Source organism: Nocardia sp. CA-136227, assembly GCF_050955695.1.
Classification (GTDB): domain Bacteria; phylum Actinomycetota; class Actinomycetes; order Mycobacteriales; family Mycobacteriaceae; genus Nocardia.
This window is the reverse complement of the sequence record NZ_CP192081.1, coordinates 5,794,161-5,816,575: the sequence shown is the minus strand read 5'-3', so window position 1 is coordinate 5,816,575 and position 22,415 is coordinate 5,794,161. Positions and strand designations below refer to the sequence as shown.

Genomic DNA, 22,415 nt, shown 5'->3' with positions numbered 1-22,415 from the left:
CAAGAACTTTGGGGCACGATCGGGTCATGAAGGTCCACCACCTGAACTGCGGCACCATGCGGTTGCCCTTCGCCACGTACGTCTGTCACGTGCTGCTGATCGAAACCGCGGCCGGTCTGGTGCTGGTGGACAGCGGCTTCGGCCTGGCGGATATCGCCGATCCCGCGGGGCGGCTGGGGCCCGCCCGGTTCATGAATCGGCCCATCCTCGATCCGGCGGAGACCGCGGTGCGTCAGCTCGCGGGTCTGGGCTATGCGCCCGAGGATGTCCGCCATATCGTCGCCACCCATCTCGACGGTGATCATATCGGCGGCATGGCCGACTTCCCGCACGCCACACTGCATATCACCGCCGCCGAGGCGCTGGGTGCGATGCATGAGCCGACCTGGCAGGAGCGCAACCGCTTCCGCCCGGGTTTCTGGGCGCACGGGCCGAAGATCGTCGAGTACGCGCCGGAGGGGGAGAGCTGGCGGGGGTTCACCGCGCGGGAACTGACCGAGATCAGTCCCGGAATCGTGTTGGTCCCCATGCCCGGTCACACCCGAGGGCACGCCGCGGTCGCGGTCGACGCCGGTCACCGCTGGGTGCTGCACTGTGGCGACGCCTTCCTGCACCCGGGTCGCCTGGACGGGTCGCCGGTGCCGCGCATGCACGCGCTCGCCGAGAACGTCCTCGCTCACGACCGCGCGGTGATGCACGCCAATCAGGCGCGTCTGGCCGAGCTGTTCCGGTCGAGCGGACCGGATCTGCTGATGGTGTGTGCGCACGATCCCGGCATGCTGGAGAACGCGATCGCCACCGCCTGAGCCGATCCCGGCTGGGCGGCAACGGTATTCGGGGCGACCCGCCCGGGCGCACCGGATATGCTGCCTGGCGGACCGCCGCGCCGGGAACAGGGCAGCGGGGGAGGATCGAGGGGAGACAACAGGATATGCGGGGTGGATGGGCCAAACGGGGCCTGGTGGGAGCCGCGCTGGCGACCGTGGTGCCGTGGGCGGCGGTGGTGACGGCCGGACCGGTTGCGGCGGAGCCGAATCCCAAGGCATTCGACTTCTTCGTCGACTCGGGCATGGGGTCGATCAAGACCCGGATCGTGCGGGCGGCGGACGGCAATACCGATCGGGTGGTGTACCTGCTCGACGGTGAACGCGCTCAGAACGACTACAACGGCTGGGAACTGCACACCGAGATCCCGGCCGCACTGGCCAAATTCAATATCAATGTGGTGCTGCCGGTCGGCGGCGAGTCCAGCTTCTACCAGGACTGGGACGCCCCGAGCAGCTTCGGCGGCGTGAATCCGGACGCCGGGCTGTTCCCGAGCCGCGACTCCGGGTCCGCGATCGCGGGCTGGGACGAGAGCTCCGGCAAGTCCTACACCTATCAGTGGGAGACCTTCCTCACCCACGATCTGCGGGACGCGCTGCGGGATCGCCTGGGGTTCAGTGACTCTCGCAACGGCATCTTCGGACTGTCCAGCGGCGGCAGCGCGGCGCTGCTGATGGCCGCCTACCACCCGGACCAGTTCGTCTACGCCGGTTCGATGTCGGGCTATCTGTCCCTGGCGGCGCCCGGCATGCGGGAGGCGCTGCGTCTGGCGCTGCTCGCCGCGGGCGGCTACAACATCGATTCCATGGCGGCCGCGGGCAGCGCCAAATGGCAGCGCATGGACCCGTACGGCTTCGCGCCCAAGCTGATCGAGAACAACACGCGGCTCTACATCGCCGCGGGCAGCGGGACCCCGGCGCAGCAGGACCTGTCCTCGCCGGACGCGATCATCCAGGGCATGCCCCTGGAGGGCATCGCCCTGGCGAACACCAAGGCGTTCCAGTCCCGTCTGCAGGCGCTCGGCTACGACAATGTCAGCTACGACTACCCGAGCATCGGCGTCCACAACTGGGGCAACTGGGAGCAGGTCGCCACGCGCATGCTGCCGGACCTGGCCCAGCACATCGGCAAGCCGCTGCCGCCGGGCGCGCAGCCGGGCCCGCCGCCCGGGGACGGTCCGGGCGGGGCGCAGCCGCCGAACGGTCCTGCCGGCCCGCCGCAGAACTAGCGGGTCGCGATACCGAAGATCCGCTGCCGACCGGGTTCCCGGCCGGCAGCGGATCTTTTTGGTTCACCAATAAGTTCAAGATTGTAGTAAAGCTCACTCTGCGAAACTTCAAATTTGAAGTTATCTGCCGCAACGCGTTTCGGGTCCATCGACGTGCTGGAGTTCTCGCCGCACGCCGGGCTCGTCATGGTCGATCCGGAGGCGGTGACCATGGAGACGCTGCGGCCCGAGGTCGACCGGTACCTCTACGGCGCGGTCACCGCCGTGCAGTCGGTGCTGCCCGCCATGCGGGCCGCGGGCGCGGGGACTCTGCTGTTCACCACCGGCGGCGGCGCCATCTCACCGTATCCGCAGCTGGCCACCCTGAACATCGCCCAGGCGGGACTGCGCAACTGGGCGCTGAACCTGCACAATGTGCTCGGCGGCACCGGACTGTACGCGGCCACAGTCGCCATCAATGTGTTCATCGGAGCTGTTGCGCCCGAGGGCATTCCGCACGCCGCGCCCGATGACATCGCCCGTGTCTACTGGGACCTGTACATCGAGCGCGACCGCGCCGAACACCTCGTCGCCGCCTGACCCCCGCGGGTCAGCGCGCGTTGTCGACGGCCAGCAGGTGGAAGGCCGTCTTGCCCGCCTGGCCGAAGTTGTTGTCCGAGACCAGGATCAGCGAGCGACCGCCGCCGGGCAGCTCCGGGCCCCAGGTCATGCCCTCCGCGCACTGCGGGTCGAGGCCGTTGGCGGTGAAATCGAACAGCAGCCGCTTGGACATCGGCTCGGCCGACGCCGGAGCCGAGGCCGCACCCGTCACCGGATCCGCACCGGCGACGGAGGTTTCGTAGATGCGGGCGGTGAAGCCCTGGTTCGGGACGAGGCTGCGTTCCAGGGTCAGGTAGCGGTCGCCGTCGATCGAGAGGATCTCGGCGACACCGGTGGCGACCGGCAGCGCGCCGGGGGCGACCTTGTCCACCGGGTAGATGTACTCGCCCATTTCCGCGCCGGTGGTGTGGTGGATCCGCACCAGCCGGGCGCGGCTCTCCACCTCCGGTCCGGCCGCGGGACCGTCCTGGGTCAGGGCGTTCTCGCTGAGCGCGACGATGGACGAACCGGCCGCGTCCATGGCCTCGAAGCCGAGGTTGTCGCGAATGCCGGACTGCGGGACGCCCTGGGTGTCGAGCACCGGCTGGAAGGCCTCGGGCACCGGAATATCGCGGACATACGAGCCGTCCAGGGTCGCCTCGCGGATGAAGCCGGGGCGGCCGACCTTCGCCTCGCCCTCGCTGGTGTAGTAGAAGCCCTTGTGATTCGGGGTCCAGCGAATGGATTCGGTGTCGGAGGTGCGGGGGCCGTACGGGTTGCCGTCGGCGTCGCGCAGCTGGATGAGGGTGTCGAACTGCGGGTCGCCCAGGCGGCCATCCGCGCCGATCGGCAGCCGCAGCGTGTAGGCCCGCACCGGTCCCTGTTCGCCGCGGTTGTCGCTGATGGCGAGGTAGTTCTTCTTCGCGTTGTCGTAGTCGATGCCCGACAGGCCGCCCACCTTGAAGCCGCCGAACTGGGTGTCGTCCGACAGCGTCACCGAGTTGACGTAGCGAATGCCGATCGCGGTGTCCGCCCGGCCCGCCGCCGTCGAATCCAGTGGTAGCAGCGGTGCGGTCAGGCCCACGGTCACGGCGCAGGCGACGGTGCTCAGGCGTGCGAACTTCATTGGCGTGAAGGCCCTTTCGTTACGGGGAAGCGCTGCTTCCCGGTAAGCGTCCGAACCCTCATGCCGGTCGGTCAGAGATCGTCCCGCTCAGCGGATTCCGGCCGGGAATTTCGTCTAAACGTCCAATCCGTAGGTGAGGACGTCCGGGTCGGGGCCGATCCGGATGCCCTGATCCAGGGCGGTGATGCGGTGCATCTGGTCGGCGGTCAGCTCGAAACCGAAGACGTCGAAGTTCTCCCGGATGCGCGACGGCGTCACCGACTTCGGGATCACCACATTGCCCAGCTGCAGATGCCAGCGGATGATCACCTGCGCCGGGGTGCGGCCGGTCTCCTCCGCGATCTCCACCACGACCGGATCCTTCAGATCCGCGCCCCGCCCGAGCGGACTCCACGCCTCGGTGGCGATGCCGTGCTCGGCGTGGAAGGCGCGCAGGTCCGCCTGGCCCAGGTGCGGGTGCAGTTCGATCTGATTCACCGCCGGGATCTCGCCGGTCTCGGCCATCACCCGGGACAGATGGTCGCGGGTGAAGTTCGAGACGCCGATCGAACCGACCCGGCCCTGCGACTTCAGCGTCTGGAAGGCCCGGAAGGTGTCGACGAACCGGTCCGCCTGCGCCACCGGCCAGTGAATGAGGTACAGGTCCAGGTAGTCCAGGCCGAGCCGGATCATGCTCTCGTCGAAGGCGCGCAGGGTCGAGTCGTAGCCCTGCTCGGAGTTCCACAGCTTCGTGGTCAGGTAGACCTCGTCGCGCGGCACTCCGGACTCGCGGATCGCGCGGCCCACCTCGACCTCGTTGCCGTAGATCGCGGCTGTGTCGATGCTGCGGTACCCCGCGCCGAGCGCGGCGGTCACGACGTCGAACGCCTCCGCGTCGGCGACCTGGAACACCCCGAAACCGAGCGTCGGAATCACATGTCCGTCGTTCAGGACGACCGACGGCACCGTGCTGCTCTCGCTGCGAAAGGTCATATCGACCGACTATAGGCTCCCCGCGCCGTCCGGCTACGGGGTCCGAGCCGGGTCGGCGCGGATGGGGTCGTCATCGGCCCAGCCCCAGCGGTTCTCCACCCGCACGGTGACCGGGGCGGCGGGGGCGTCGACGTACGGGGTGAGGCGCTGGAGTTCGCCCCAGTCACGGGTCCAGTCGTGGTCCAGGTAGGCGGGGACGGGCTCGGAACGCACCAGCAGATCCGACCAGCCCAGCGGGCCGCCACCCGAATCGCCCTGCCAGGTGGTGGCGACCTGGGCATTGAGCTTGTCGGGCAGGATGCGCCAGGCCGGGAGCTGGGCGACGCCGTCGCGGTGATCGAACGGGTGCTGACATGGGAAGGCCAGGCCGACATGGAAATCCGTCAGCACCGGGGCGTCGTGGCCGACCACCGCGTCCAAGGTGGCCAGGCGCGGCAGGCGGGGCGGCGTGACGGCCAGCCACTGCTTGCCGGTGGGATCGTCCGCGGTGGCGACCAGGCGAACAGCATTGGCGCCGGACGGGATTCGGTCCAGGGGGATAGGCAGGTTGCGCCATCCGGGTGCGCCGCCGACCGTGGGCGGGGTCAGATCGCCGCGGGGCTGAAGGGTGCCGTCGTCGGCGCGGTGCGCGAACTCCACACGGAGGGCGGCTCCGTCGACCCGGTGGCCCTGCTGCTCGCCCGCGATGTGACCGGCGACGGTCAGGATCAGGGCCTTGAAGGCCGAGTCCTGCTGTGCCGCATTCAGATCCAGCCGATACCACTGGGTCGTCAGACGGCTCGGCCGGGGGTGATCGGCGGTGTAGTCGCCCAGCACCGGTGTGCGTTTGGGATCCAGGCCGTAGGGCAGGGCGACGGTGCTGCCGTTGATGCCGGGATCGGACTTCGGTTTGTCGGTCGGGCCGCCGCCGGGCGGGGGAGCGGACGGCTTGCCGCCGCTGCCGGTACCGCCGCCCGGGCCGCCTTCAGGGGCAAGGTCTCCGACGCCATTGGCGGTGAATCCGGTGTTGTCGGCGGCGAGTCCATCCGCCGGCGCGCCCGTGTACGGCTGGAGGACCGAGTCCGCCGTCGCGGTCTCCACCAGCACGTCGTCGGCCATCGCGCACGGTTTGCCCTCCAGCGCGCGGATATTCGACAGCGCGACGGAGTACGCCGGGTATTGAGACCAGGCGGCGGAAGCCATGGTCGCCACTTCGAAGGCCACGAGCACGGCGGCGGCGATGGTCAGCGGCCGGATGGCGATCCGGTCGAAAGGTGTGGCGGCCCTGATGTTTCCGCCCGATCGATAGGGTTCGCGATAGTACTGCCAGGCGGCCACGGCCAGGCACAGCGCACCCAGTCCGAAGATCAGCGAGGCGATTCCGACGCCGCCCGCCAGCGGTGCGCGATCGGGCCAGCGCACGCCGTAACCGGAGACGTACCACCAGCCGTTGGAGCCGGTGAAGCTGAACGCCACCAGGAACAGGACCGCCGCCGCGAACAGGGTGCGCAAGTACGGTAGCCGAATCCCGTTGCCGCCCACCGCGACCGCCGTCACCGCGGCCAGCGCCCCCGCCAGACCGGCGTAGACGCCGAAGTGGTGGGTCCATTTGGTCGGGGTGAAAGCCATGAGCAGCGGCGACATCACGGCGATGCCGAGCACCCGGGCCACCGGGCCGCGCGCGGTGTCCGGAATCCGGCCGCCCTTGCGGAGCGCCACCGCCAGGCAGACGGCCAGGCACAGCAGCATGGCGAGCACACCGAAGCGGCGGGACAGGGAACCGTCCGGGGTCAGCGAGAGCAGTGAGATCCAGCGGGTCGGCTCATCCGGCCAGGAGAAGTCGGGGCCCACCAGTTTTCGCACCCGGGTGGCCTCGGCGACCGACGCCAGCGTCTGATCGGCGAAGACGACCGTCAGCACCAGGGTGCCCGCGGTGAGCACCGGGGCGATGCGCGCGAGATAGCCGAGCAACCCGCCGGAGGTGGCCCGGACCTGGGCGGCCGGCACGAACAGCACCCGCCGGGAACCGGCGAACAGCGCTGCCAGGCAGATCAATCCGGACGGACCCGCAGCCAGGGAGAACGCCGCGATCAGGACCGCCACCGCGGCGGGCAGCAGCCGGCGCGTCGCGATGGCCCGCTCGATGGAACACCAGGTCAACAGCGCGCCCAGGGCGATGAACGGTTCGGGACGCAGGCCGTTGTTGTACGGCAGCCACAGGGCCAGGAACACCAGTGCCGCCGTCCAGCGCGGTCCCGCCGACCGCACCCGGGAACCCAAGCGCGGCAGGACTTCCCGGCTGATCACCCACCAGCACAGCACCCCGGCCAGCAGGGCGGGCAATCGCAGCCAGACGCTCGCGTCACTGATCCGGGTCATCTGCGCCAGCAGTTCGTACGGCCACCCGAACGGCGCCTCGGCCACTCCGTACCAGCGGTAGTAGTTCGCGGTGTAGCCCGCGTGCTTCGACACCCGGGCCATGGTGAGGATGTAGCCGTCATCGGAGGTATTGGCCCCGATCACGTGCCAGACGCCCAGCGTCGCGAGCACCGCGGCGTCGGTGCCGGTGAACCGCCACCACCGCGCGGGCAGGAACCGCCGCCTGCGCCGACTGTCGGCGGCGTCGAGGAAGTACAGGCAGACCAGCGGCACCAGCGTGCACAATCCCGCACCCGCCATGGCCGCCAGCTTCCACGCGCTCGGCCGTGACGAGAACCGCGCGTCCACCTCGGCGTGCAGCGTGGCATCACCCAGGCGAGCCTGATCCAGATCGGTGTACACGCCCACGATCTGCGGGCGAATATCCTCGGTCACCGTGGACCGGAACGGCTTACCTTCCGGGGTCCCGAGTCCGGTCAGCTCGGCGGTCGTAACGCTCGCCGTCGAGTGCACGACCAGAGCATCGCAACCGTTGTGCGGCACGATATTCGGAGTCGAGCCGGCGCCGGAACCAGGTCCGGGCTCAGTGCCGCTTCCGGAACCGGCAGGCGGCAGCGGTGCGTCGGCGGCCGGTGCGGATCCTGCCGGGGGAGTGGTGCCCGCGGGCGGAGTCGGCCCGGTCGGCGGTGTGAGTCCGGCAGGCGGAGTCGGGCCTCCCGGTGGGGTCTGACCCGCCGGTGGTGTGGGGCCCGTCGGCGGCGATCCGGCAGGCGGTGTGCCGCCCGCGGGCGGAGTCGGACCGTCGGACGGAGCGGGGCCGGTGGGCGTCGTCCCGCCCTGGGGCAGCTTGGCACCGGCGGGCGGAACGCTCGCCGTGGTCGGCGGGACCGCCGCAGGGGTCGAACCCGGTGCGGGCGGGACGGCTTGCGGCGTGACGCCGGAGGGGGTGGTGACCGCGGTCTCGGAAGCTGTTCCGACGCCCGTCATTTGGAACACCGACGCCGTGATCAGCGGCTTGTCGCGCAGCGTCACGGACAACGTGCGCCCGCTGCCCGGCAGCTCCTCGATCCGCGCGATCAACCCCTTGGCGGCCCCGCCCGGGGCCTGGGTCGGCACCGTCGACAGCACCGTGCCGCTGGGCAGTTCCCGCAGCGCCGCGCACGGCACCCGGAGATCCAGCGTGTGCGGCACATAGTCCACCAGCGGCGCGGTCAGCTGAATCGCCTGCGCCGGTCGCCAATCGATACTCGCCCGATCCTGCTGGACCGGCAGCAGCGGCACCAGCACCGCCAGCAGAACACCGAGCACCCCCGCCATGAGGGCGATCAGTCGAATGTGAAAACTTCCCCCGGAAACTGAACGCACGAACGCCGATGCTAGCCATCGCGTCCGCAAATCTCATCGCGGATTTCCGCGGCCCTCGTTCAGTGGCCGACGATCGACCGCATCCAGTCCAGGACCACGGCGTGGTAGCCGCCGGTATTCGGGGCCGGATTGACGGCGTGGCCGCTGTCGATTCCGGCCATCTTCTGGCGAATGACGAGACTCCACACCAAGATCCGCGACCTACCCATTCGGAACGTGACCGGAGATCTACGATGCACGGTATGGGCGCGCGAAATGTGCACTTCGTCGGGAGCTTTCCGGCCGAGAGCACCGGCGATGCGATGCGGGCGATGCTGGACGGTGCGGGCTCGCGGCTACGCGCCCTGCCCACCGGCGAGACCCGGCGCTACGAGTGGTACATCCAGCCCATCATCGACGACCTGGTCGCCCAGGGTGCGCTGGAGGTGAAGAAGAGCGGCACCTGGCTCTCCAGTCACGAACGCACCATCCACCGTGCGGCCCGGGGCGTCGAGCTGACCGGCGACATGATGGAACTGGGGTACCTGGCCGAGGCCGAGGAGGCGCTGCCGATCTTCCGGGCACTGCGCGCGGAACGGGATCTGCCCGAACTGTCGCTGCAGATCGGGATGCCCACCGCCTTCACCCTGGCGTTCATCGCCATGGGCCGGTGTGGGGTGCGCAGGCACCGGAAAGCGTTCCAGGACGCCAGTATTCGCGATGTCGAAGCTATTCGCGCATTGGCCGGTGAGGACGTGGTCGTGCAGTTCGAGGCGACCGCCGAGACGGTGTTGATGGCCACGACCCAACCCCTGCACCGGCAGGTGGACGCGGCGGTCGGCCTGGGCCGCGGCATCGCCGAGATGGCCGCGGCGACACCGTCGGGGACCCGCATCGGTGTCCACTTATGCCTGGGCAGCATGAACAACAAGGCGCGGACGACCCTGCGGGACACCAGACCGCTGGTGGCGCTGGCGAATTCGATTGCCCAGCAGTGGCCTTCGGGCAGAACCCTGGAGTTCATCCATGGCCCGCTGGCGGCCGGGGACATCGCGCCCTCCGCGGATCCAGCCTTCTACGCGCCTCTCGCGGCTCTGGACCTGCCTGCCGGCACCCGCTTCTACGCCGGGCTCGTCCACGAAAGCCCCACCGAGGCAGAGCAAATCGAGACGCTGCGCCTCGTCGAGAGCGCGCTGGGTCGTCCGGTCGACGGGGTGGCCAGTGCGTGCGGCCTGGGTCGTCGACCGCGTCCGATCGCCGATACTCTGATCACCCGCGCAGACTTCCTCGCCGCCGCAGGTTGATTCGATCTCAGCCGACGACCGACTTCATCCAATCGACCACGACCGCGTGATAGTCGCGGGTGTTCGGGGCCAGGTTGATGGCGTGGCCACTGTCGGGCAGCACGTAGGCGCGCAATTTCGCGGCCGGTGAGAAGTAGGGATTCTCGGCGGCCTGGAGGGTGGCGCTGTCGGCGCAGACACCGAAGCCCGGCCCGCAGACCATGCGGTCACGGCTGCCGTCCACCAGTAGCACCGGTGCCGTCATCAGGCTGGACTCGCCGGGCAGGGTGGCGAGCAGGCCGTCGGGATACTCGGTGAGGGAGAAGGTCTCCTTGGTGGCCTCGTCCAGGGCGACCACGTTCGGGTCCGGGTTCAGGCCGTAGAAATCGGCGGCGCGGGCTCCGGGGCGGGTGACCAGATACGTGGAATCGTAACCGCGCCCGGCGAATCCGGGATCCTCGACGGCCGGGTAGTAGCTGCTGATCACCCCCAGCACATCGGGGACGCTGAGCGTGTGCGAGTAGCCGGTGAGCACCACGCCGTCCACATCGTGATAGCCGATGGCCTCCATGATCGAGGTGCTGGAGGTGAGCGAGTGCCCGACCGTGACCACCTTGGCGAAGGGGGCATTGCCCGCGAGTCCGGCGCGCAGCGACCGCACCATGACGTGCAGGGCGTCGGCGGTGGCGGTGGCCGTCAGCGAGAGGCTGGGTGGCCGGCTGCTCGCGCCGTTCCCGAGCCGGTCGGCGACCAGCGTCGCGTATCCGGCCTTGTTCATGGCCTGCCGGAAGTTGTAGGTCTCCGGCTGATACGGGAAGTCCCAGTAGACGTGGTTGTAGTTGGAGCCCGACATCAGGACCATGACCGCGTCGGTGGGCCCGTCGGGCAGGCACAGCGTCCCCGACAGCGTGCCCTGCGGCACCGGGAAGCTGACGTCCTGGCACCGGCCGGGCGTCGAGTCGTCGGCCTGGGCGATGCCCGGGGTGAAGCACAACAGCGTCACGGCGGCGCTCACGGCCAGCGCCCGGAACTTGGAGTGCACGTGAGTGATTCCCTTCCGGCGATCGGAATGTGCTGCGGATCAGTTCTTCCGGCCGATTCCGCAGAGGACGACGAGACTGGTCGGGCCCGGGTCGACCGCCAGCCACTCATTGGCGGCGACCAGACCGGGGGACAGCATCTCCAGGCCCTCGAAGAACCCCGCCACGCGTTCCGGCGGGCGGAAATCGGGCTGGGCGGGGCTGTTCGCGGCATTGGTGGAGGCCGCGTTCTTGAAGAACGGATGGGTATTGGTGGAGGCGTGCTGGATGACGAGCAGGCTGCCCGGGGCCATGGCCTCGCGTAGACGGGCCACCGCCTCGAACGGCTTCTCGTCGTCCATGACGAAATGCAGCACGCCGACGATGAGGAAGGCGACCGGCTGCGAGAAGTCGATTCCGGCTTCGAAACGCGCCAATTCGAGAATCTTGTCCGGCTCACGAATGTCGGCGAGGATCGGCGTCACCCCCGGCGCGCCGGTCAGCAACGCATTGCTGTGGGCGTACACCACGGGATCGAAATCGATGGACGCCACGATCGAGGTGGGCTCGATCTCCTGCGCCACCTCGTGCACATTCGGCGAGATCGGAATGCCCGCGCCGATATCCACGAACTGGCGGATGCCCGCGTCGGCGGCCACCTCGACGCCATGCAGCAGGAAACGCCGGCTGTGCCAGGCGGTCACCCGGGTATCGGGCGCCACTTCGAGCATCCGATCGCCGTATTCGCGATCGGCGTCGTAATTGTCCTTGCCGCCGAGCATGTAGTTGTACACCCGAGCAGGGTTGGGCCGGAACGGGTCCACGCCAACCGGTGCTCGATTGTTCTCGGACACCACACCTCCCTCGACATCCACGCCGATGGTAACAATCGGCGGCGCGCGCCAGAGGGAAACGCGCAGCTTACCCGCAAGCCGCCAGAATGGTGCCCATGACGCGAATCGGAACCGAGCGGGTACCGGTGGGAGCGGGGCCCCTGACGCGGGCGGCGGTGGTGGCGGTGGCCCGTCACCACGCGTGGGTGGACGTCGACGCGCGGGCACTGGCGGACCTGGAACGCAGGCGCCGCGACATCGACGAGCTGGCGCACAGCGACCGGCCCGTCTACGGGGTGTCCACCGGATTCGGGGCCCTGGCCCTGCGGCACATTCCGGCGGATCGGCGAACCGATCTGCAGCGCTCGCTGATTCGCTCACACGCCGCCGGGGCGGGAGCGCCCGTCGAACCCGAGGTGGTGCGCGCCATGATGCTGCTGCGGCTGCGCACCTTGCTGTCCGGGCACACCGGCGTCCGGCCCGAGACCGCCCGCGCACTGGCCGCGCTACTGGACAGCGGACTGATTCCGGTGGTGCCGGAATACGGTTCGCTGGGCTGCTCGGGCGATCTCGCCCCGCTGGCCGCGGTCGCGCTGGCGCTCATGGGCGAGGGCTCGGTGCTCGGCCCCGACGGCGCGCGACCCATCGCGCCCGCGCTGGCCGAGCACGGGCTGACCCCGATCACCTTGGCGGAGAAGGAAGGTCTGGCCCTCACCAATGGCACCGACGGCATGCTCGGCATGCTGGTGCTGGCCATCGAGGACCTGCACCGGCTCTTCGACCTGGCCGACCTCACCGCGGCCATGAGCGTGGAGGCGCTGCTGGGCACCGACCGCGTCTTCGCCGCCGACCTCCAGGCCCTGCGCCCGCATCCCGGGCAGGCGGTGTCGGCCGGGCGCATGCGGACGGCGCTGGCCGGATCGGAGATCGTGGCCAGCCATCGCGGGGAGGACTGCCCGCGTGTGCAGGACGCCTATTCGCTGCGGTGCGCGCCGCAGGTGCACGGCGCGGCCCGCGACACCCTCACCCACGCCGAGACCGTCGCCGAACGCGAATTGGCCTCCGCCATCGACAATCCCGTGGTGCTGGCCGACGGCCGGGTGGAGTCCAACGGCAACTTCCACGGGGCGCCGGTGGGCTATGTGCTCGACTTCCTGGCCATCGCCGTCGCCGACGTGGCCGGGATCGCCGAACGGCGCACCGATCGGATGCTCGACGTGCACCGCTCGCACGGGCTGCCCGCGTTCCTGGCGGCCGATCCGGGGGTCGACTCCGGGTACATGATCGCGCAGTACACGCAGGCCGGGGCGGTGTCGGAGCTGAAGCGGTGCGCGGTCCCGGCGTCCGTGGACTCCATACCCTCCAGCGCCATGCAGGAGGACCACGTGTCCATGGGGTGGTCGGCGGCCCGCAAACTGCGCCGCGCGGTGGACGGGCTGACGACCGTGCTGACCATCGAACTGCTCACCGCCGCACGGGCCTTGGACTTCCGCGCGCCACTGCGGCCCGCCCCGGTGACCGGCGCACTGCGGGACCTGGTCCGCACCCGGGTGCCCGGTCCCGGACCCGATCGCCATCTCGCACCCGATATCGCCGCCGTCACCGACCTCCTGCATTCAGGAGCGATGGATCACCTGCTCGGGCAAGGGGTTTCGTCATGACCAGAACGGTTCGCGCCGCCCGCGGCAGCGCCCTCACCGCCCGCACCTGGCAAACCGAGGCGGCCTGGCGGATGCTGCACAACAACCTGGACCCCGAGGTGGCCGAACGGCCCGGCGACCTGGTCGTCTACGGCGGCACCGGCAAAGCCGCCCGCGACTGGCGCTGCTTCGACGCCATCGCCCGCACCCTCGTCGACCTGCGCGCCGACGAGACGCTGCTGGTGCAGTCCGGCAAGCCGGTTGGTGTGCTGCGCACCCACGAATGGGCGCCCCGGGTCCTCATCGCCAACTCGAATCTGGTGCCGGACTGGGCGAACTGGCCGGAATTCCGGCGGCTGGAAGCGGCCGGGCTGACCATGTACGGGCAGATGACCGCCGGATCCTGGATCTACATCGGCACCCAGGGCATCCTGCAGGGCACCTACGAGACCTTCGCGGCGGTGGCGGCCAAACGCTTCGGCGGCACCCTCGCCGGAACCCTCACCCTGACCGCCGGTCTGGGCGGCATGGGCGGCGCGCAACCGCTGGCCGTCACCATGAACGGCGGGGTGGCGCTGTGCGTCGAATGCGATCCGCGCCATGCCCGGCGGCGGGTCGAGACCCGCTACCTCGACGAGATCGCCGACGACATCGACGACGCCCTGACCCGGGTGCTCGCCGCCAAGGCCGCGCGGCGGCCACTGTCGGTGGGGCTCATCGGCAATGCCGCCGAGGTACTGCCGGAACTACTGCGCCGGGAGGTCCCGGTGGACATCGTCACCGACCAGACCTCGGCCCACGATCCCCTGACCTATCTGCCGATCGGCGTCACCGTCGAGGACTGGGACGACTACGCGGGCCGCAAACCCGACGAATTCACCCGCCGCGCACGGGAATCCATGGCCATCCACGTGGGCGCCATGGTCGGGTTCCTGGACCGGGGCGCGGAGGTCTTCGACTACGGCAACTCGATTCGCGGCGAGGCGAAACTGGCCGGGTACGAGCGGGCCTTCGACTTCCCCGGCTTCGTGCCCGCCTACATCCGGCCGCTGTTCTGCGAGGGCAAGGGGCCGTTCCGGTGGGTCGCGCTCTCCGGCGACCCGGCCGATATCGCCGCCACCGATCGGGCCGTCCTCGACCTGTTCCCGGAACAGGAATCCCTGGCCCGCTGGATCCGGCTGGCCCGCGACCGGGTCGCCTTCCAGGGCCTGCCCGCCCGCATCTGCTGGCTCGGCTACGGCGAACGGCAGGCCGCCGGACTGCGCTTCAACGAACTGGTCGCGGACGGGACGGTCGGCGCGCCGCTGGTGATCGGCCGCGACCACCTCGACTGCGGGTCGGTCGCCTCGCCGTACCGCGAAACCGAGGGCATGGCCGACGGATCCGACGCCATCGCCGACTGGCCGCTGCTCAACGCCCTCGTCAACACGGCCTCCGGGGCCAGCTGGGTGTCCATCCACCACGGCGGCGGAGTCGGCATGGGGCGCTCCATCCACGCCGGACAGGTGACCGTCGCGGACGGGACGCCGCTGGCCGCGCAGAAACTCGAGCGGGTGCTCACCAATGACCCGGCCATGGGGGTGTTCCGGCACGTCGACGCCGGATACCCGGAGGCCGACGCCGTCGCGCGGGCGAAGGGCGTCCGGATTCCGATGGGGGAGGAGTGAATTGACCAGCTACTGGTGCGAGCACGCGTGGCTCCCGTCGGGGGTGGCGGCGGGGGTGCGCATCGATGTCGCGGAGGGCGTCATCGTGGCGGTGGCCAGTGGTGAGCGGGCCTGTGGGACCAGGCTGCCCGGCATGGTCGTGCCGGGGTTCGCCAATGCGCACTCGCACGCCTTCCACCGGGCCCTGCGCGGACGGGCGCAGTCCGCGCGGGGCACCTTCTGGACCTGGCGGGAGCGCATGTACGCGGTGGCCGGACGCCTGGAACCGGACTCCTATTACCGGCTGGCGCGCGCGGTGTACGCCGAGATGGTGCTCGCGGGCTACACCAGCGTCGCGGAGTTCCACTACCTGCATCACGCGGCGCACGGGCAGCGGTACGCCGACTCCAACGAGTTCTCGCACGCGCTGGTCGCGGCGGCCGCCGATGCCGGGATCCGGCTGACGCTGCTCGACACGTGTTATCTGGCAGGGGGTTTCGGTCAACCGACGACCGGCGTGCAGCAGCGGTTCGACGACGGTGATGCCGACGGGTGGGCGCAGCGGCTCGAGTCCTTCTCCCCGGCAGAGGGATTGGTTCAAGTCGGGGCGGCGATCCACTCGGTGCGGGCGGTCCCCGTGGATCAGCTGCCCACCGTGGTGCGCGGCGCGCGGGACCGGCCCCTGCAGGTCCACCTGTCCGAGCAGCCGCGGGAGAACGAGGAATGCCTCGCCGTCCACGGCTGCACGCCCACCGAACTGCTGGCGGCCGCCGGAGCGCTCGGCCCGCGCACGGTCGCCGTGCACGCCACCCACCTGACGCCCGGCGATATCACCGCGCTCGGGGAGTGCTGGACGTGCCTGTGCCCCAGTACGGAAGCCGATCTCGGCGACGGCATCGGGCCCGCCCGGGCGCTCGCCGATGCCGGGGTGCGGCTGGCGCTCGGCAGCGACGGGCAGTCGGTCATCGATCCCTGGTTCGAGGCGCGGGCCCTGGAAATGCGCGAACGGCTCGGCAGCCGCGAGCGGGGACGATTCGGGGCCGGAGAACTGCTGTCCGCCGCCACCGCGCACGCCGCCTCGGGATGGACCGGCCCGGGTGTGATCGCGCCCGGCCGGGACGCCGACCTGGTGTGCGTGGACACGGCGTCACCGCGCACCGCGGGCGTGGCCGGGGACGGAATCCTGTTCGCGGCCACGGCATCCGACGTCACCGACGTCATGGTCGCGGGCCGCTGGGTGGTCCGCGATCGCGTGCACGGCACCCTCGGCGATGTCGCCGCGGCCCTCGACACCGAGATCGGAGCACTATGGCGATGAACCCGGCGGCCACGGTCATCACCGGCATCGGCGAACTCACCACCAATACGGCGGAGTACGGCGTCCTGCGTGACGCGGCCCTGGTGATCGAGGACGACCTCGTGCGCTGGATCGGCCCCACCGCGTCGGCTCCGGCCGCCGATCACCACGTGGAGGCCGGCGGCCGGGCCGTACTGCCCGGGTGGGTGGACAGCCACACCCACCTGGTGTTCGCGGGGGATCGCACCGCCGAGTTCGGCGCCCGGATGAGCGGAATCCCCTACTCCGCGGGCGGTATTCGCACCACGGTCGAAGCCACCCGCGCGGCGAGCGATGCCACCCTGGCCGCGAACCTGCGCCGCTTGCGGGCCGAAGCCCTGCGGCAGGGCACCACCTACCTGGAGACCAAGACCGGTTACGGCCTCACCGTCGCCGACGAACAGCGCTGTGCCATGGTGGCCGCCGACGTCGCCGACGAGGTCACCTTCCTGGGCGCGCACGTGGTCCCGCCCGAACTGTCCGCCGACGAGTACCTGGACCTGGTCTGCGGACCCATGCTCGACGCGGTCGCGCCCTACGTCCGCTGGACCGACGTCTTCTGTGAGACAGGCGCTTTCGACGCCGATCAGGCGGCCCGGGTGCTGACGGCGGGCCGCGCTCGCGGCCTCGGTCTTCGGGTCCACGGCAATCAACTGGGCCCGGGGCCGGGTGTCCGGCTGGCCGTCGAGCACGGCGCGGCCAGTGTCGACCACTGCACCCACCTGACCGACGCCGATGTCGACGCGTTGGCCGAATCCACCACCGTCGCCACCGTGCTGCCCGCGTGTGACCTCTCCACTCGCCAGCCGCTCGCACCGGCTCGCCGCCTGCTGGACGCCGGCGCCCGGATCGCGCTCGCCACGAACGCCAACCCCGGCAGCTCCTATACGACCTCCATGGCGTACTGCGTGGCCACCGCCGTTCTCCAGATGAATCTGACTATTGCCGAGGCGATCTGGGCAGCGACCGCTGGTGGCGCACTAGCGCTCGCCCACGATCTGTCGGCGCCCGGAGCGGTGGGAGTGCTGCGCCCGGACTCCGCGGCCGACCTCCACATTCTCGACGCCCCGTCGGCCATCCACCTCGCGTACCGCCCCGGCGTCCCGCTGACCTGGTCGGTCTGGCAGCGCGGCGAACAGGTGCTGCCCGGCTAGCCGCCGCTCAGGGCAGGTGGGTGCCGAGGAATGCCAGCGCGTCGGGCAGCGAGGCGAGGAAGGCGCCGCTGTGATCCTTGCCGGGGTAGGCGGTCACGGTGACCTTGACCCACGGGTTGTGGGCCTGCAACTTCGGGCCGTACGCGGGCGTGGCGGCCGGGGGCACGTCGATGTCGGCGGTGCCGTACCCGATCATCAGATCGGCGGGGACGATGTCCTCCTGGTAGGAGACCAGGGATCGAATGGCGGACTCGAAGGTCGGGGTGGGGTTGTCGGGGTCCTCGACCAGGGCCTCGGGTCGTCGGCCTTCGGCGGCGGCCACCAGGGTCGAAAGGCATTCGGTGGCGGCCTTTTCCACGTACCGCCTGCCGAAGTCCGACAGGTAGGGCGTGACGCTGCCCGGCTCGAGCTCCTCCAGCGCGGCCAGGTAGTAGCCCGCGTACCCGACCTGATTCGCCGAGCCGGTCGAGCCGCGGCGGAACATCTCCGGCAGGCTGTTCGGCGGATCGGTGCGCAGGCCGGTGGCGATGACGCCGGTGAGTCCCGGTGTGGCGGAGGCGTTCCGGGCGTAGAGCGCGGCGGCGCTCATGACCGCGTGCGCGCCCTCGGACTGGCCGACGAGGACATAGTGCCGGGCCAACGGCACCGGCAGCCCGCGCAGTGCGGTCACCGCGTCGAGCAGCGAACGGCCCTCGACCGTGGAATTGTAGTAGCTGAACCGTCCGCCGGTGCCCAACCCCTGATAGTCGGGAGCCAGCACCGCATAGCCGTGATCGAGAATCTCGTTGAAATAGGTGCGATTTCGCTCCGACTGCGGCCGGTGCGACGGCGCGCAATCGTTCCCGATCCCCATCGTGCCGTGCGCCCACACCACCAGCGGCCAGCCGCCCTCGGGTGGCAGCCCGGCCGGGACGTACAGCGCGGCGCTCGCGTCGGCCCGATGGTCACGCTGGTCGACGGTCGAGTACGAGAAGCCCAGCGTCATCGCCGCCTTCTCGAAAGACCATGCGCTGTCCAGCAATTCGACTCCGGTGAGGTGACCGAGATCGACCGTGTCGGATACCGCGGGCGCCGCCGTCACGGCGAGGGCGGCGCAGACGCTCACCGTGCCCGCGGCCAGTGCCGCCCGCCGGACCGCGACCGTGAGCCCGCGACGAATCGGCATGGCCATCACTCCCTTTCGGCGGCGCAACGACCCGACCATACCGCCCGGGCGACCCCGCGACGGGGAGCTTGCTCACGAATCCTGTTCGTGCGCCTGCGCCACCAGATCGAAGAACACCCAGACGCCGCCCTTCTGATACGCGTCCGGCGTCTCGGAACCGCCGAGGAAGGGATACGGGGTGGCGATGTAGACCTCGCCGTCGTCGAGCGGGCCGAGGCGCCGGCGGATCTCGGCGACATGACCCGGCTGCAGCACGTAGGTGATGACGCTCGGATCGAACAGGACCTGGCTGACGAAATCGGTGACCTCGGTGAAGACGCCGTAATCCTTGACGCCGGGACTGTACGGATCGAAGATGCCGTACTCGCCGGTGCGGCTGCTCATCAGGAACGCGTGCCCCAGATCCGAGTAGCCGACCACCGTGTCGTACGGCGGATACTGCTCGGCCCATGCCGGCATCACCCGGTCCATACGCAGGTCGCCGATGAGGCGGAAGGGAACGCTGGTCACCGCGCCCATCCAACCAGACCGACCGGGACTCTCACTCGACAGGCTCCGCCACACCGGGTAGATATCGAGCGACCGATCGACATGGAGGTGCCCGGTGACCGAGGAATGGCGCAAAGCCGCTGAGCGCGTGCGCAACTGGGGCCGCTGGGGCGACGACGACCAGCTCGGGGCACTGAATCACCTCACCCCGGACCGCATCGCCTACGCCGCCACCCGGGCGCTGCGGGGCCGCACCATCCAGCTCGGCATCCCCATCGACGCCTACGGGCCGCAGGGTTCCAGCGGTTATCGGCGCAACCCCATCCACCTGATGTCCGTCGACGGCGGCGACGCCGAGCTCGCGGGCTACCTCGAAGGCTGGGGCGGACCCACCGAGGCCCAGGTCGCCGGACTGTACGGGCACGGCCCGATGCGCTTCAACGACGACTACCTGATGATGCCGCTGCAATCGTCCACGCAATGGGACGCCATCTCGCACGTGTACTACGACGGACTGCTCTACAACGGGTACCCGGCTGGTTCGGTCACCAGCTTCGGCGCGACCGAGCTGGGCATCGAGCGGATCGCCGAGGGCGGCGGCGTGGTCGGCCGCGGCGTCCTGCTGGACGTGGCCCGGCACCGGAATGTGGACCGGCTCGAAGCCGCGACCGTCATCAGCCCGCAGGAACTGGCCGCGGTGGCCGAGGCCCAGGATGTCGAGCTGCGGCCCGGCGACATCCTGGTGGTGCGCACTGGCTGGTGGACCCGCTTCCTCGAAACCCGCAGGCACGGTGAATGGTTCGCGGGCAGCCCCGGCCTGAGCTGGCGGTGCGCGGAATGGTTCCACGAACACGACATCGCCGCCGTCGCCGCCGACAACCCGGCCGTCGAGGTGATCCGGCCCGAGGACGGCGTCATGATGCCGCTGCACATGATCGCGCTGCGGGACATGGGCATGCCGCTCGGCGAGATCTGGGATCTCGAAGCGCTGTCCCGCGATTGCGCCGAGGACGGCGTCTACGATTTCCTGCTCTGCGCGCCCGCATTGCGAATTCCCGGCGCGGTGGGGACCCCGATCAGCCCGATCGCCATCAAATAGGACCGGCGGCCGGTAGATTCGGCAACGCTCATGGTCGAAAGCGGACAACCCAGCCGAACACCGCGGTACGCGCCGAGGGCCGGTTCCCCCACCGGCCTCGAACTGCTGGACTTCGACCGGCTCCGCGGCATGTCCGTGGCGCTGGGCCGGGAGACCATTCGCGGCGATTTTCACGTGCTGGCCCGGTGCACCGCGGGCAGCGGGCGGCTGACCGTCGACTTCGCGGCACACGAGATCACCGCCGACACCATCGCTTGGATCCATCCCGGCTGGACGCATCGCTGGGACGACATCGCCGACCTGAAGGGCGATCTCGTGCTGGTGCGCTCCGACCTGGTCCCGGCCGCGGTGCTCGGACGGCTGCCGTCCACGCCCCCGATCGTGGCCGCGAATGCCCTGACCGACAGCGCCTTCGACCACCTGGCCGGGGAATACTCCGCCGATCCGCCCGACACCGCCATCCTCGGGCACCTGCTCGGCGCGGTCACCCTGCGACTGTCCGCGGCCCTGCCGGCGCCGCCGGAACCGACCGACCTCTTCGGCCGGTTCGCGCGCCTGGTCGAACGCTGTCACGCCGACACCCGCGAAGTGTCCTGGTACGCGGCGCAACTCGGCTACTCGCCGCGCACCCTCTCACGCGCCGTGCAGGCCGCCACCGGGGTCACCGCCAAGCAGTACGTGAACGCGCGCGTCACCCTGGAGGCGAAACGCCTGCTCGCACAGGGTCCCGCGACCACCGCCGACTGCGCTCGTCACCTCGGCTTCGACGACCCGGCCAACTTCACCAAGTTCTTCCGCGCCCACACCGCGACCACCCCCACCGGGTTCCGGCTCGAACTCGGTGAGCAGGGCGCGACCCCGGCGTCCCCTGGGTGACGCCGGGGTGATCGCCGCGGCCGTCAGGGCTGAGGCGCGGGCTGCCAGCAGCCCAACGGCGGTCCGGGCGGGGTGATCAGCGTCCAGCCGATGAGGGCGCCGATGCCGGCGCCGATCAACGCGCCGGGCAGAGCACTGCCGCTGCCACCGATGGCGGCGCCGACGAGGGCGCCGAGGATGGCATTGCACTGACGCATCACGTCCAGATCGTCCACGGGCTGCGCGTTCGTGTCGGCGGCCGGGGGAGTGGGGGATACCTCGTCGACCTGGACCGTGATACCCGGTCCGGGATCCGACTGCGCGGGGTCGGCCACCGCGGTGCCGACCGTCAACACCGTTGCTCCGAGTGCGAGCAAGGCGGTTGCGGTAAATCGCCTGATTCTCATCGCTCCTTCTTCCGTGCTGGTAGAAGTGCATTTCGAATTCAATTAGGCAACCTGGTCGCTGACTCATAGGTATCAGAAAAAGCGACCATGCAGTTCGTTTCCGAATTATTGTGATCGCCGGGCAATGGGGTTGTGACAGTTGCCGGGCGAGGAGTACGAACGCCCCCGACACAGCACGAGAGCCGCGGGCGGCAAGGCCTGCGGCTCTGGGGGATTCGGTGTTGTTCATCATCCGGCGGCGTTGACGGGCAGGGACAGCACCACCTCCTGTTCGTTCTCCGGCAGGTAGTGGACGCCCACGATGCGGCCGACCTGGACCAGCGAGACCGCCGTCGGGGGCAGGAACTTCTCGGTGCGGGTCTCGAAGGTGGTGCCGTCCGGGCGGGTGACCACCAGGACCAGGTCCAAACGGGTGTAGCCGTCGCGGATCTCGCCGGGCACCGACAGCGACCGGACCACCGCCTGCGCCGCGGTGCCGCGCCGGGCGATATCGAGCTTGGCGGGCGTGGTGAAACCCTTGCGGATCATGGCCGCGTTCATGGCGTCCTGCGCCGCCGAGGTGTCGCCGGACAGGTCCACCTCGACCTTGTCCAGGCTGTCGGGCAGGTAGCGGACCGGCAGCACCACGCCCGGCCGCAGCAGGGCCAGCTGGGTGAGCGGCACGATCAGCTTGGCGTGCGAGGCGAACACCTTGCCGTCGGCGCCCTCGACCCGGAAGTCGATGCGCACCTGCGGCTGCTCGTTGAGGTAGACGCCGGTCTGGCGGACACTCTCGACGGTGCCCAGACCCACCAGGCCGTCGCGGAATTGGGAGCTGTTGGTGCCGGTGAAGGCCGACATGATGCCGTCACCGGTGAAGGCGAAGACGATCGGGATGATGGTCAGGGCGATGATCGGCAGGGCCATCTGCGGGCCCACCCAGCCGAAGACGTCATCGGCGGTGAGGCCGTGCCACAGGTAGTAGCCGATGGCCAGGACGCCGAGAGCGAGGACGCTGTAACGGATTTGGTTCTTCATGTGCTTCTCCTGATTCGAAGTCGTGGTGGTTGTCGGCCCC

Annotated in this window: 20 protein-coding genes; 10 read left to right on the top strand and 10 right to left on the bottom strand. The window is 70.0% G+C overall.

The genetic code is table 11. From position 1 onward, the window contains the following. The first annotated feature begins 26 nt into the window (after positions 1-26). The 3 genes from ACQP06_RS26880 to ACQP06_RS26870 all read left to right on the top strand — a co-directional run bounded on the left by ACQP06_RS26880 (position 27) and on the right by ACQP06_RS26870 (position 2,632). Positions 27-806 (top strand): MBL fold metallo-hydrolase, encoded by a 780-nt coding sequence (locus ACQP06_RS26880; protein ID WP_433667190.1) that lies wholly within the window; start codon positions 27-29, stop codon positions 804-806. A 125-nt stretch (positions 807-931) separates the two neighbouring features. Next, on the top strand, positions 932-2,053 hold the full coding sequence (locus ACQP06_RS26875) for an alpha/beta hydrolase (protein ID WP_433667189.1): 1,122 nt from the start codon (positions 932-934) through the stop codon (positions 2,051-2,053). Positions 2,054-2,167: 114 nt separating this feature from the next. Further along, positions 2,168-2,632, top strand: a complete 465-nt coding sequence (locus ACQP06_RS26870) for an SDR family NAD(P)-dependent oxidoreductase (RefSeq protein ID WP_433667188.1) — start codon at positions 2,168-2,170, stop codon at positions 2,630-2,632. Positions 2,633-2,642: 10 nt separating this feature from the next. Here the strand turns inward: ACQP06_RS26870 and ACQP06_RS26865 are convergent, their stop codons facing one another. The 4 genes from ACQP06_RS26865 to ACQP06_RS26850 all read right to left on the bottom strand — a co-directional run bounded on the left by ACQP06_RS26865 (position 2,643) and on the right by ACQP06_RS26850 (position 8,644). After that, positions 2,643-3,758, bottom strand: coding sequence for an esterase-like activity of phytase family protein (locus ACQP06_RS26865; protein WP_433667187.1), 1,116 nt, complete (start codon positions 3,756-3,758; stop codon positions 2,643-2,645). Positions 3,759-3,872: 114 nt separating this feature from the next. After that, positions 3,873-4,730, bottom strand: a complete 858-nt coding sequence (locus tag ACQP06_RS26860) for an aldo/keto reductase (RefSeq protein WP_433667186.1) — start codon at positions 4,728-4,730, stop codon at positions 3,873-3,875. Between the two features lie 33 nt (positions 4,731-4,763). Further along, the gene (locus ACQP06_RS26855; RefSeq protein ID WP_433667185.1) at positions 4,764-8,453 is read right to left on the bottom strand and encodes an arabinosyltransferase domain-containing protein; all 3,690 of its coding nucleotides are present in this window, start codon (positions 8,451-8,453) and stop codon (positions 4,764-4,766) included. A gap of 59 nt (positions 8,454-8,512) precedes the next feature. Next, positions 8,513-8,644: a hypothetical protein gene (locus ACQP06_RS26850; protein WP_433667184.1), complete on the bottom strand. Its 132-nt coding sequence runs from the start codon at positions 8,642-8,644 to the stop codon at positions 8,513-8,515. Between the two features lie 51 nt (positions 8,645-8,695). Here ACQP06_RS26850 and ACQP06_RS26845 point away from each other — a divergent pair, with 51 nt between their 5' ends. Beyond that, entirely contained in the window at positions 8,696-9,736 is a 1,041-nt protein-coding gene (locus tag ACQP06_RS26845; RefSeq protein WP_433667183.1) for a hypothetical protein, read from the top strand. Positions 9,737-9,743: 7 nt separating this feature from the next. Here ACQP06_RS26845 and ACQP06_RS26840 read toward each other — a convergent pair whose 3' ends face one another. Together ACQP06_RS26840 and ACQP06_RS26835 are read right to left on the bottom strand one after the other, a co-directional pair. After that, positions 9,744-10,757, bottom strand: a complete 1,014-nt coding sequence (locus ACQP06_RS26840) for an alpha/beta hydrolase (RefSeq protein WP_433667182.1) — start codon at positions 10,755-10,757, stop codon at positions 9,744-9,746. Between the two features lie 39 nt (positions 10,758-10,796). After that, positions 10,797-11,588, bottom strand: coding sequence for an SAM-dependent methyltransferase (locus tag ACQP06_RS26835; protein WP_433667181.1), 792 nt, complete (start codon positions 11,586-11,588; stop codon positions 10,797-10,799). A 95-nt stretch (positions 11,589-11,683) separates the two neighbouring features. Here ACQP06_RS26835 and hutH point away from each other — a divergent pair, with 95 nt between their 5' ends. Genes hutH through hutI form a run of 4 tightly spaced genes read left to right on the top strand, consistent with a single transcriptional unit; the run spans position 11,684 to position 17,343 of the window. Then, entirely contained in the window at positions 11,684-13,228 is a 1,545-nt protein-coding gene (gene hutH, locus ACQP06_RS26830; protein ID WP_433667180.1) for a histidine ammonia-lyase, read from the top strand. After that, positions 13,225-14,874, top strand: a complete 1,650-nt coding sequence (gene hutU / locus ACQP06_RS26825; protein ID WP_433667179.1) for a urocanate hydratase — start codon at positions 13,225-13,227, stop codon at positions 14,872-14,874. The genes hutH and hutU overlap by 4 nt, the downstream gene beginning before the upstream one ends. A 1-nt stretch (position 14,875) precedes the next feature. After that, on the top strand, positions 14,876-16,171 hold the full coding sequence (locus ACQP06_RS26820) for a formimidoylglutamate deiminase (protein ID WP_433667178.1): 1,296 nt from the start codon (positions 14,876-14,878) through the stop codon (positions 16,169-16,171). After that, the gene (gene hutI, locus ACQP06_RS26815; RefSeq protein WP_433673439.1) at positions 16,168-17,343 is read left to right on the top strand and encodes an imidazolonepropionase; all 1,176 of its coding nucleotides are present in this window, start codon (positions 16,168-16,170) and stop codon (positions 17,341-17,343) included. The genes ACQP06_RS26820 and hutI overlap by 4 nt, the downstream gene beginning before the upstream one ends. Before the next feature lie 7 nt (positions 17,344-17,350). Here hutI and ACQP06_RS26810 read toward each other — a convergent pair whose 3' ends face one another. After that, complete coding sequence (locus ACQP06_RS26810) at positions 17,351-18,508, bottom strand: lipase family protein (RefSeq protein ID WP_433667177.1); 1,158 nt, start codon at positions 18,506-18,508, stop codon at positions 17,351-17,353. Positions 18,509-18,580: 72 nt separating this feature from the next. After that, complete coding sequence (locus tag ACQP06_RS26805) at positions 18,581-19,018, bottom strand: T6SS immunity protein Tdi1 domain-containing protein (RefSeq protein ID WP_433667176.1); 438 nt, start codon at positions 19,016-19,018, stop codon at positions 18,581-18,583. Between the two features lie 94 nt (positions 19,019-19,112). Here ACQP06_RS26805 and ACQP06_RS26800 point away from each other — a divergent pair, with 94 nt between their 5' ends. Both ACQP06_RS26800 and ACQP06_RS26795 read left to right on the top strand, forming a co-directional pair. Then, the gene (locus tag ACQP06_RS26800; protein WP_433667175.1) at positions 19,113-20,096 is read left to right on the top strand and encodes a cyclase family protein; all 984 of its coding nucleotides are present in this window, start codon (positions 19,113-19,115) and stop codon (positions 20,094-20,096) included. A gap of 30 nt (positions 20,097-20,126) precedes the next feature. Then, positions 20,127-20,972, top strand: a complete 846-nt coding sequence (locus ACQP06_RS26795) for a helix-turn-helix domain-containing protein (RefSeq protein ID WP_433667174.1) — start codon at positions 20,127-20,129, stop codon at positions 20,970-20,972. Between the two features lie 23 nt (positions 20,973-20,995). On the opposite strand, the gene ACQP06_RS26790 is transcribed toward ACQP06_RS26795, so the two are convergent. Together ACQP06_RS26790 and ACQP06_RS26785 are read right to left on the bottom strand one after the other, a co-directional pair. Continuing rightward, the gene (locus ACQP06_RS26790) at positions 20,996-21,358 is read right to left on the bottom strand and encodes a hypothetical protein (protein WP_433667173.1); all 363 of its coding nucleotides are present in this window, start codon (positions 21,356-21,358) and stop codon (positions 20,996-20,998) included. A 228-nt stretch (positions 21,359-21,586) separates the two neighbouring features. After that, entirely contained in the window at positions 21,587-22,375 is a 789-nt protein-coding gene (locus tag ACQP06_RS26785) for a hypothetical protein (RefSeq protein ID WP_357086327.1), read from the bottom strand. Positions 22,376-22,415 lie beyond the last annotated feature (40 nt).

Coding starts and splice junctions, on each gene's coding strand:
- hutH (WP_433667180.1), top strand. CDS start 11,684: ATGACGCGAATCGGAACCGAGCGGGTACCGGTGGGAGCGGGGCCCCTG.
- ACQP06_RS26865 (WP_433667187.1), bottom strand. CDS start 3,758: ATGAAGTTCGCACGCCTGAGCACCGTCGCCTGCGCCGTGACCGTGGGC.
- ACQP06_RS26795 (WP_433667174.1), top strand. CDS start 20,127: ATGGTCGAAAGCGGACAACCCAGCCGAACACCGCGGTACGCGCCGAGG.
- ACQP06_RS26810 (WP_433667177.1), bottom strand. CDS start 18,508: ATGCCGATTCGTCGCGGGCTCACGGTCGCGGTCCGGCGGGCGGCACTG.
- ACQP06_RS26785 (WP_357086327.1), bottom strand. CDS start 22,375: ATGAAGAACCAAATCCGTTACAGCGTCCTCGCTCTCGGCGTCCTGGCC.
- ACQP06_RS26790 (WP_433667173.1), bottom strand. CDS start 21,358: ATGAGAATCAGGCGATTTACCGCAACCGCCTTGCTCGCACTCGGAGCA.
- ACQP06_RS26875 (WP_433667189.1), top strand. CDS start 932: ATGCGGGGTGGATGGGCCAAACGGGGCCTGGTGGGAGCCGCGCTGGCG.
- hutU (WP_433667179.1), top strand. CDS start 13,225: ATGACCAGAACGGTTCGCGCCGCCCGCGGCAGCGCCCTCACCGCCCGC.
- hutI (WP_433673439.1), top strand. CDS start 16,168: ATGAACCCGGCGGCCACGGTCATCACCGGCATCGGCGAACTCACCACC.
- ACQP06_RS26880 (WP_433667190.1), top strand. CDS start 27: ATGAAGGTCCACCACCTGAACTGCGGCACCATGCGGTTGCCCTTCGCC.
- ACQP06_RS26845 (WP_433667183.1), top strand. CDS start 8,696: ATGGGCGCGCGAAATGTGCACTTCGTCGGGAGCTTTCCGGCCGAGAGC.
- ACQP06_RS26860 (WP_433667186.1), bottom strand. CDS start 4,730: ATGACCTTTCGCAGCGAGAGCAGCACGGTGCCGTCGGTCGTCCTGAAC.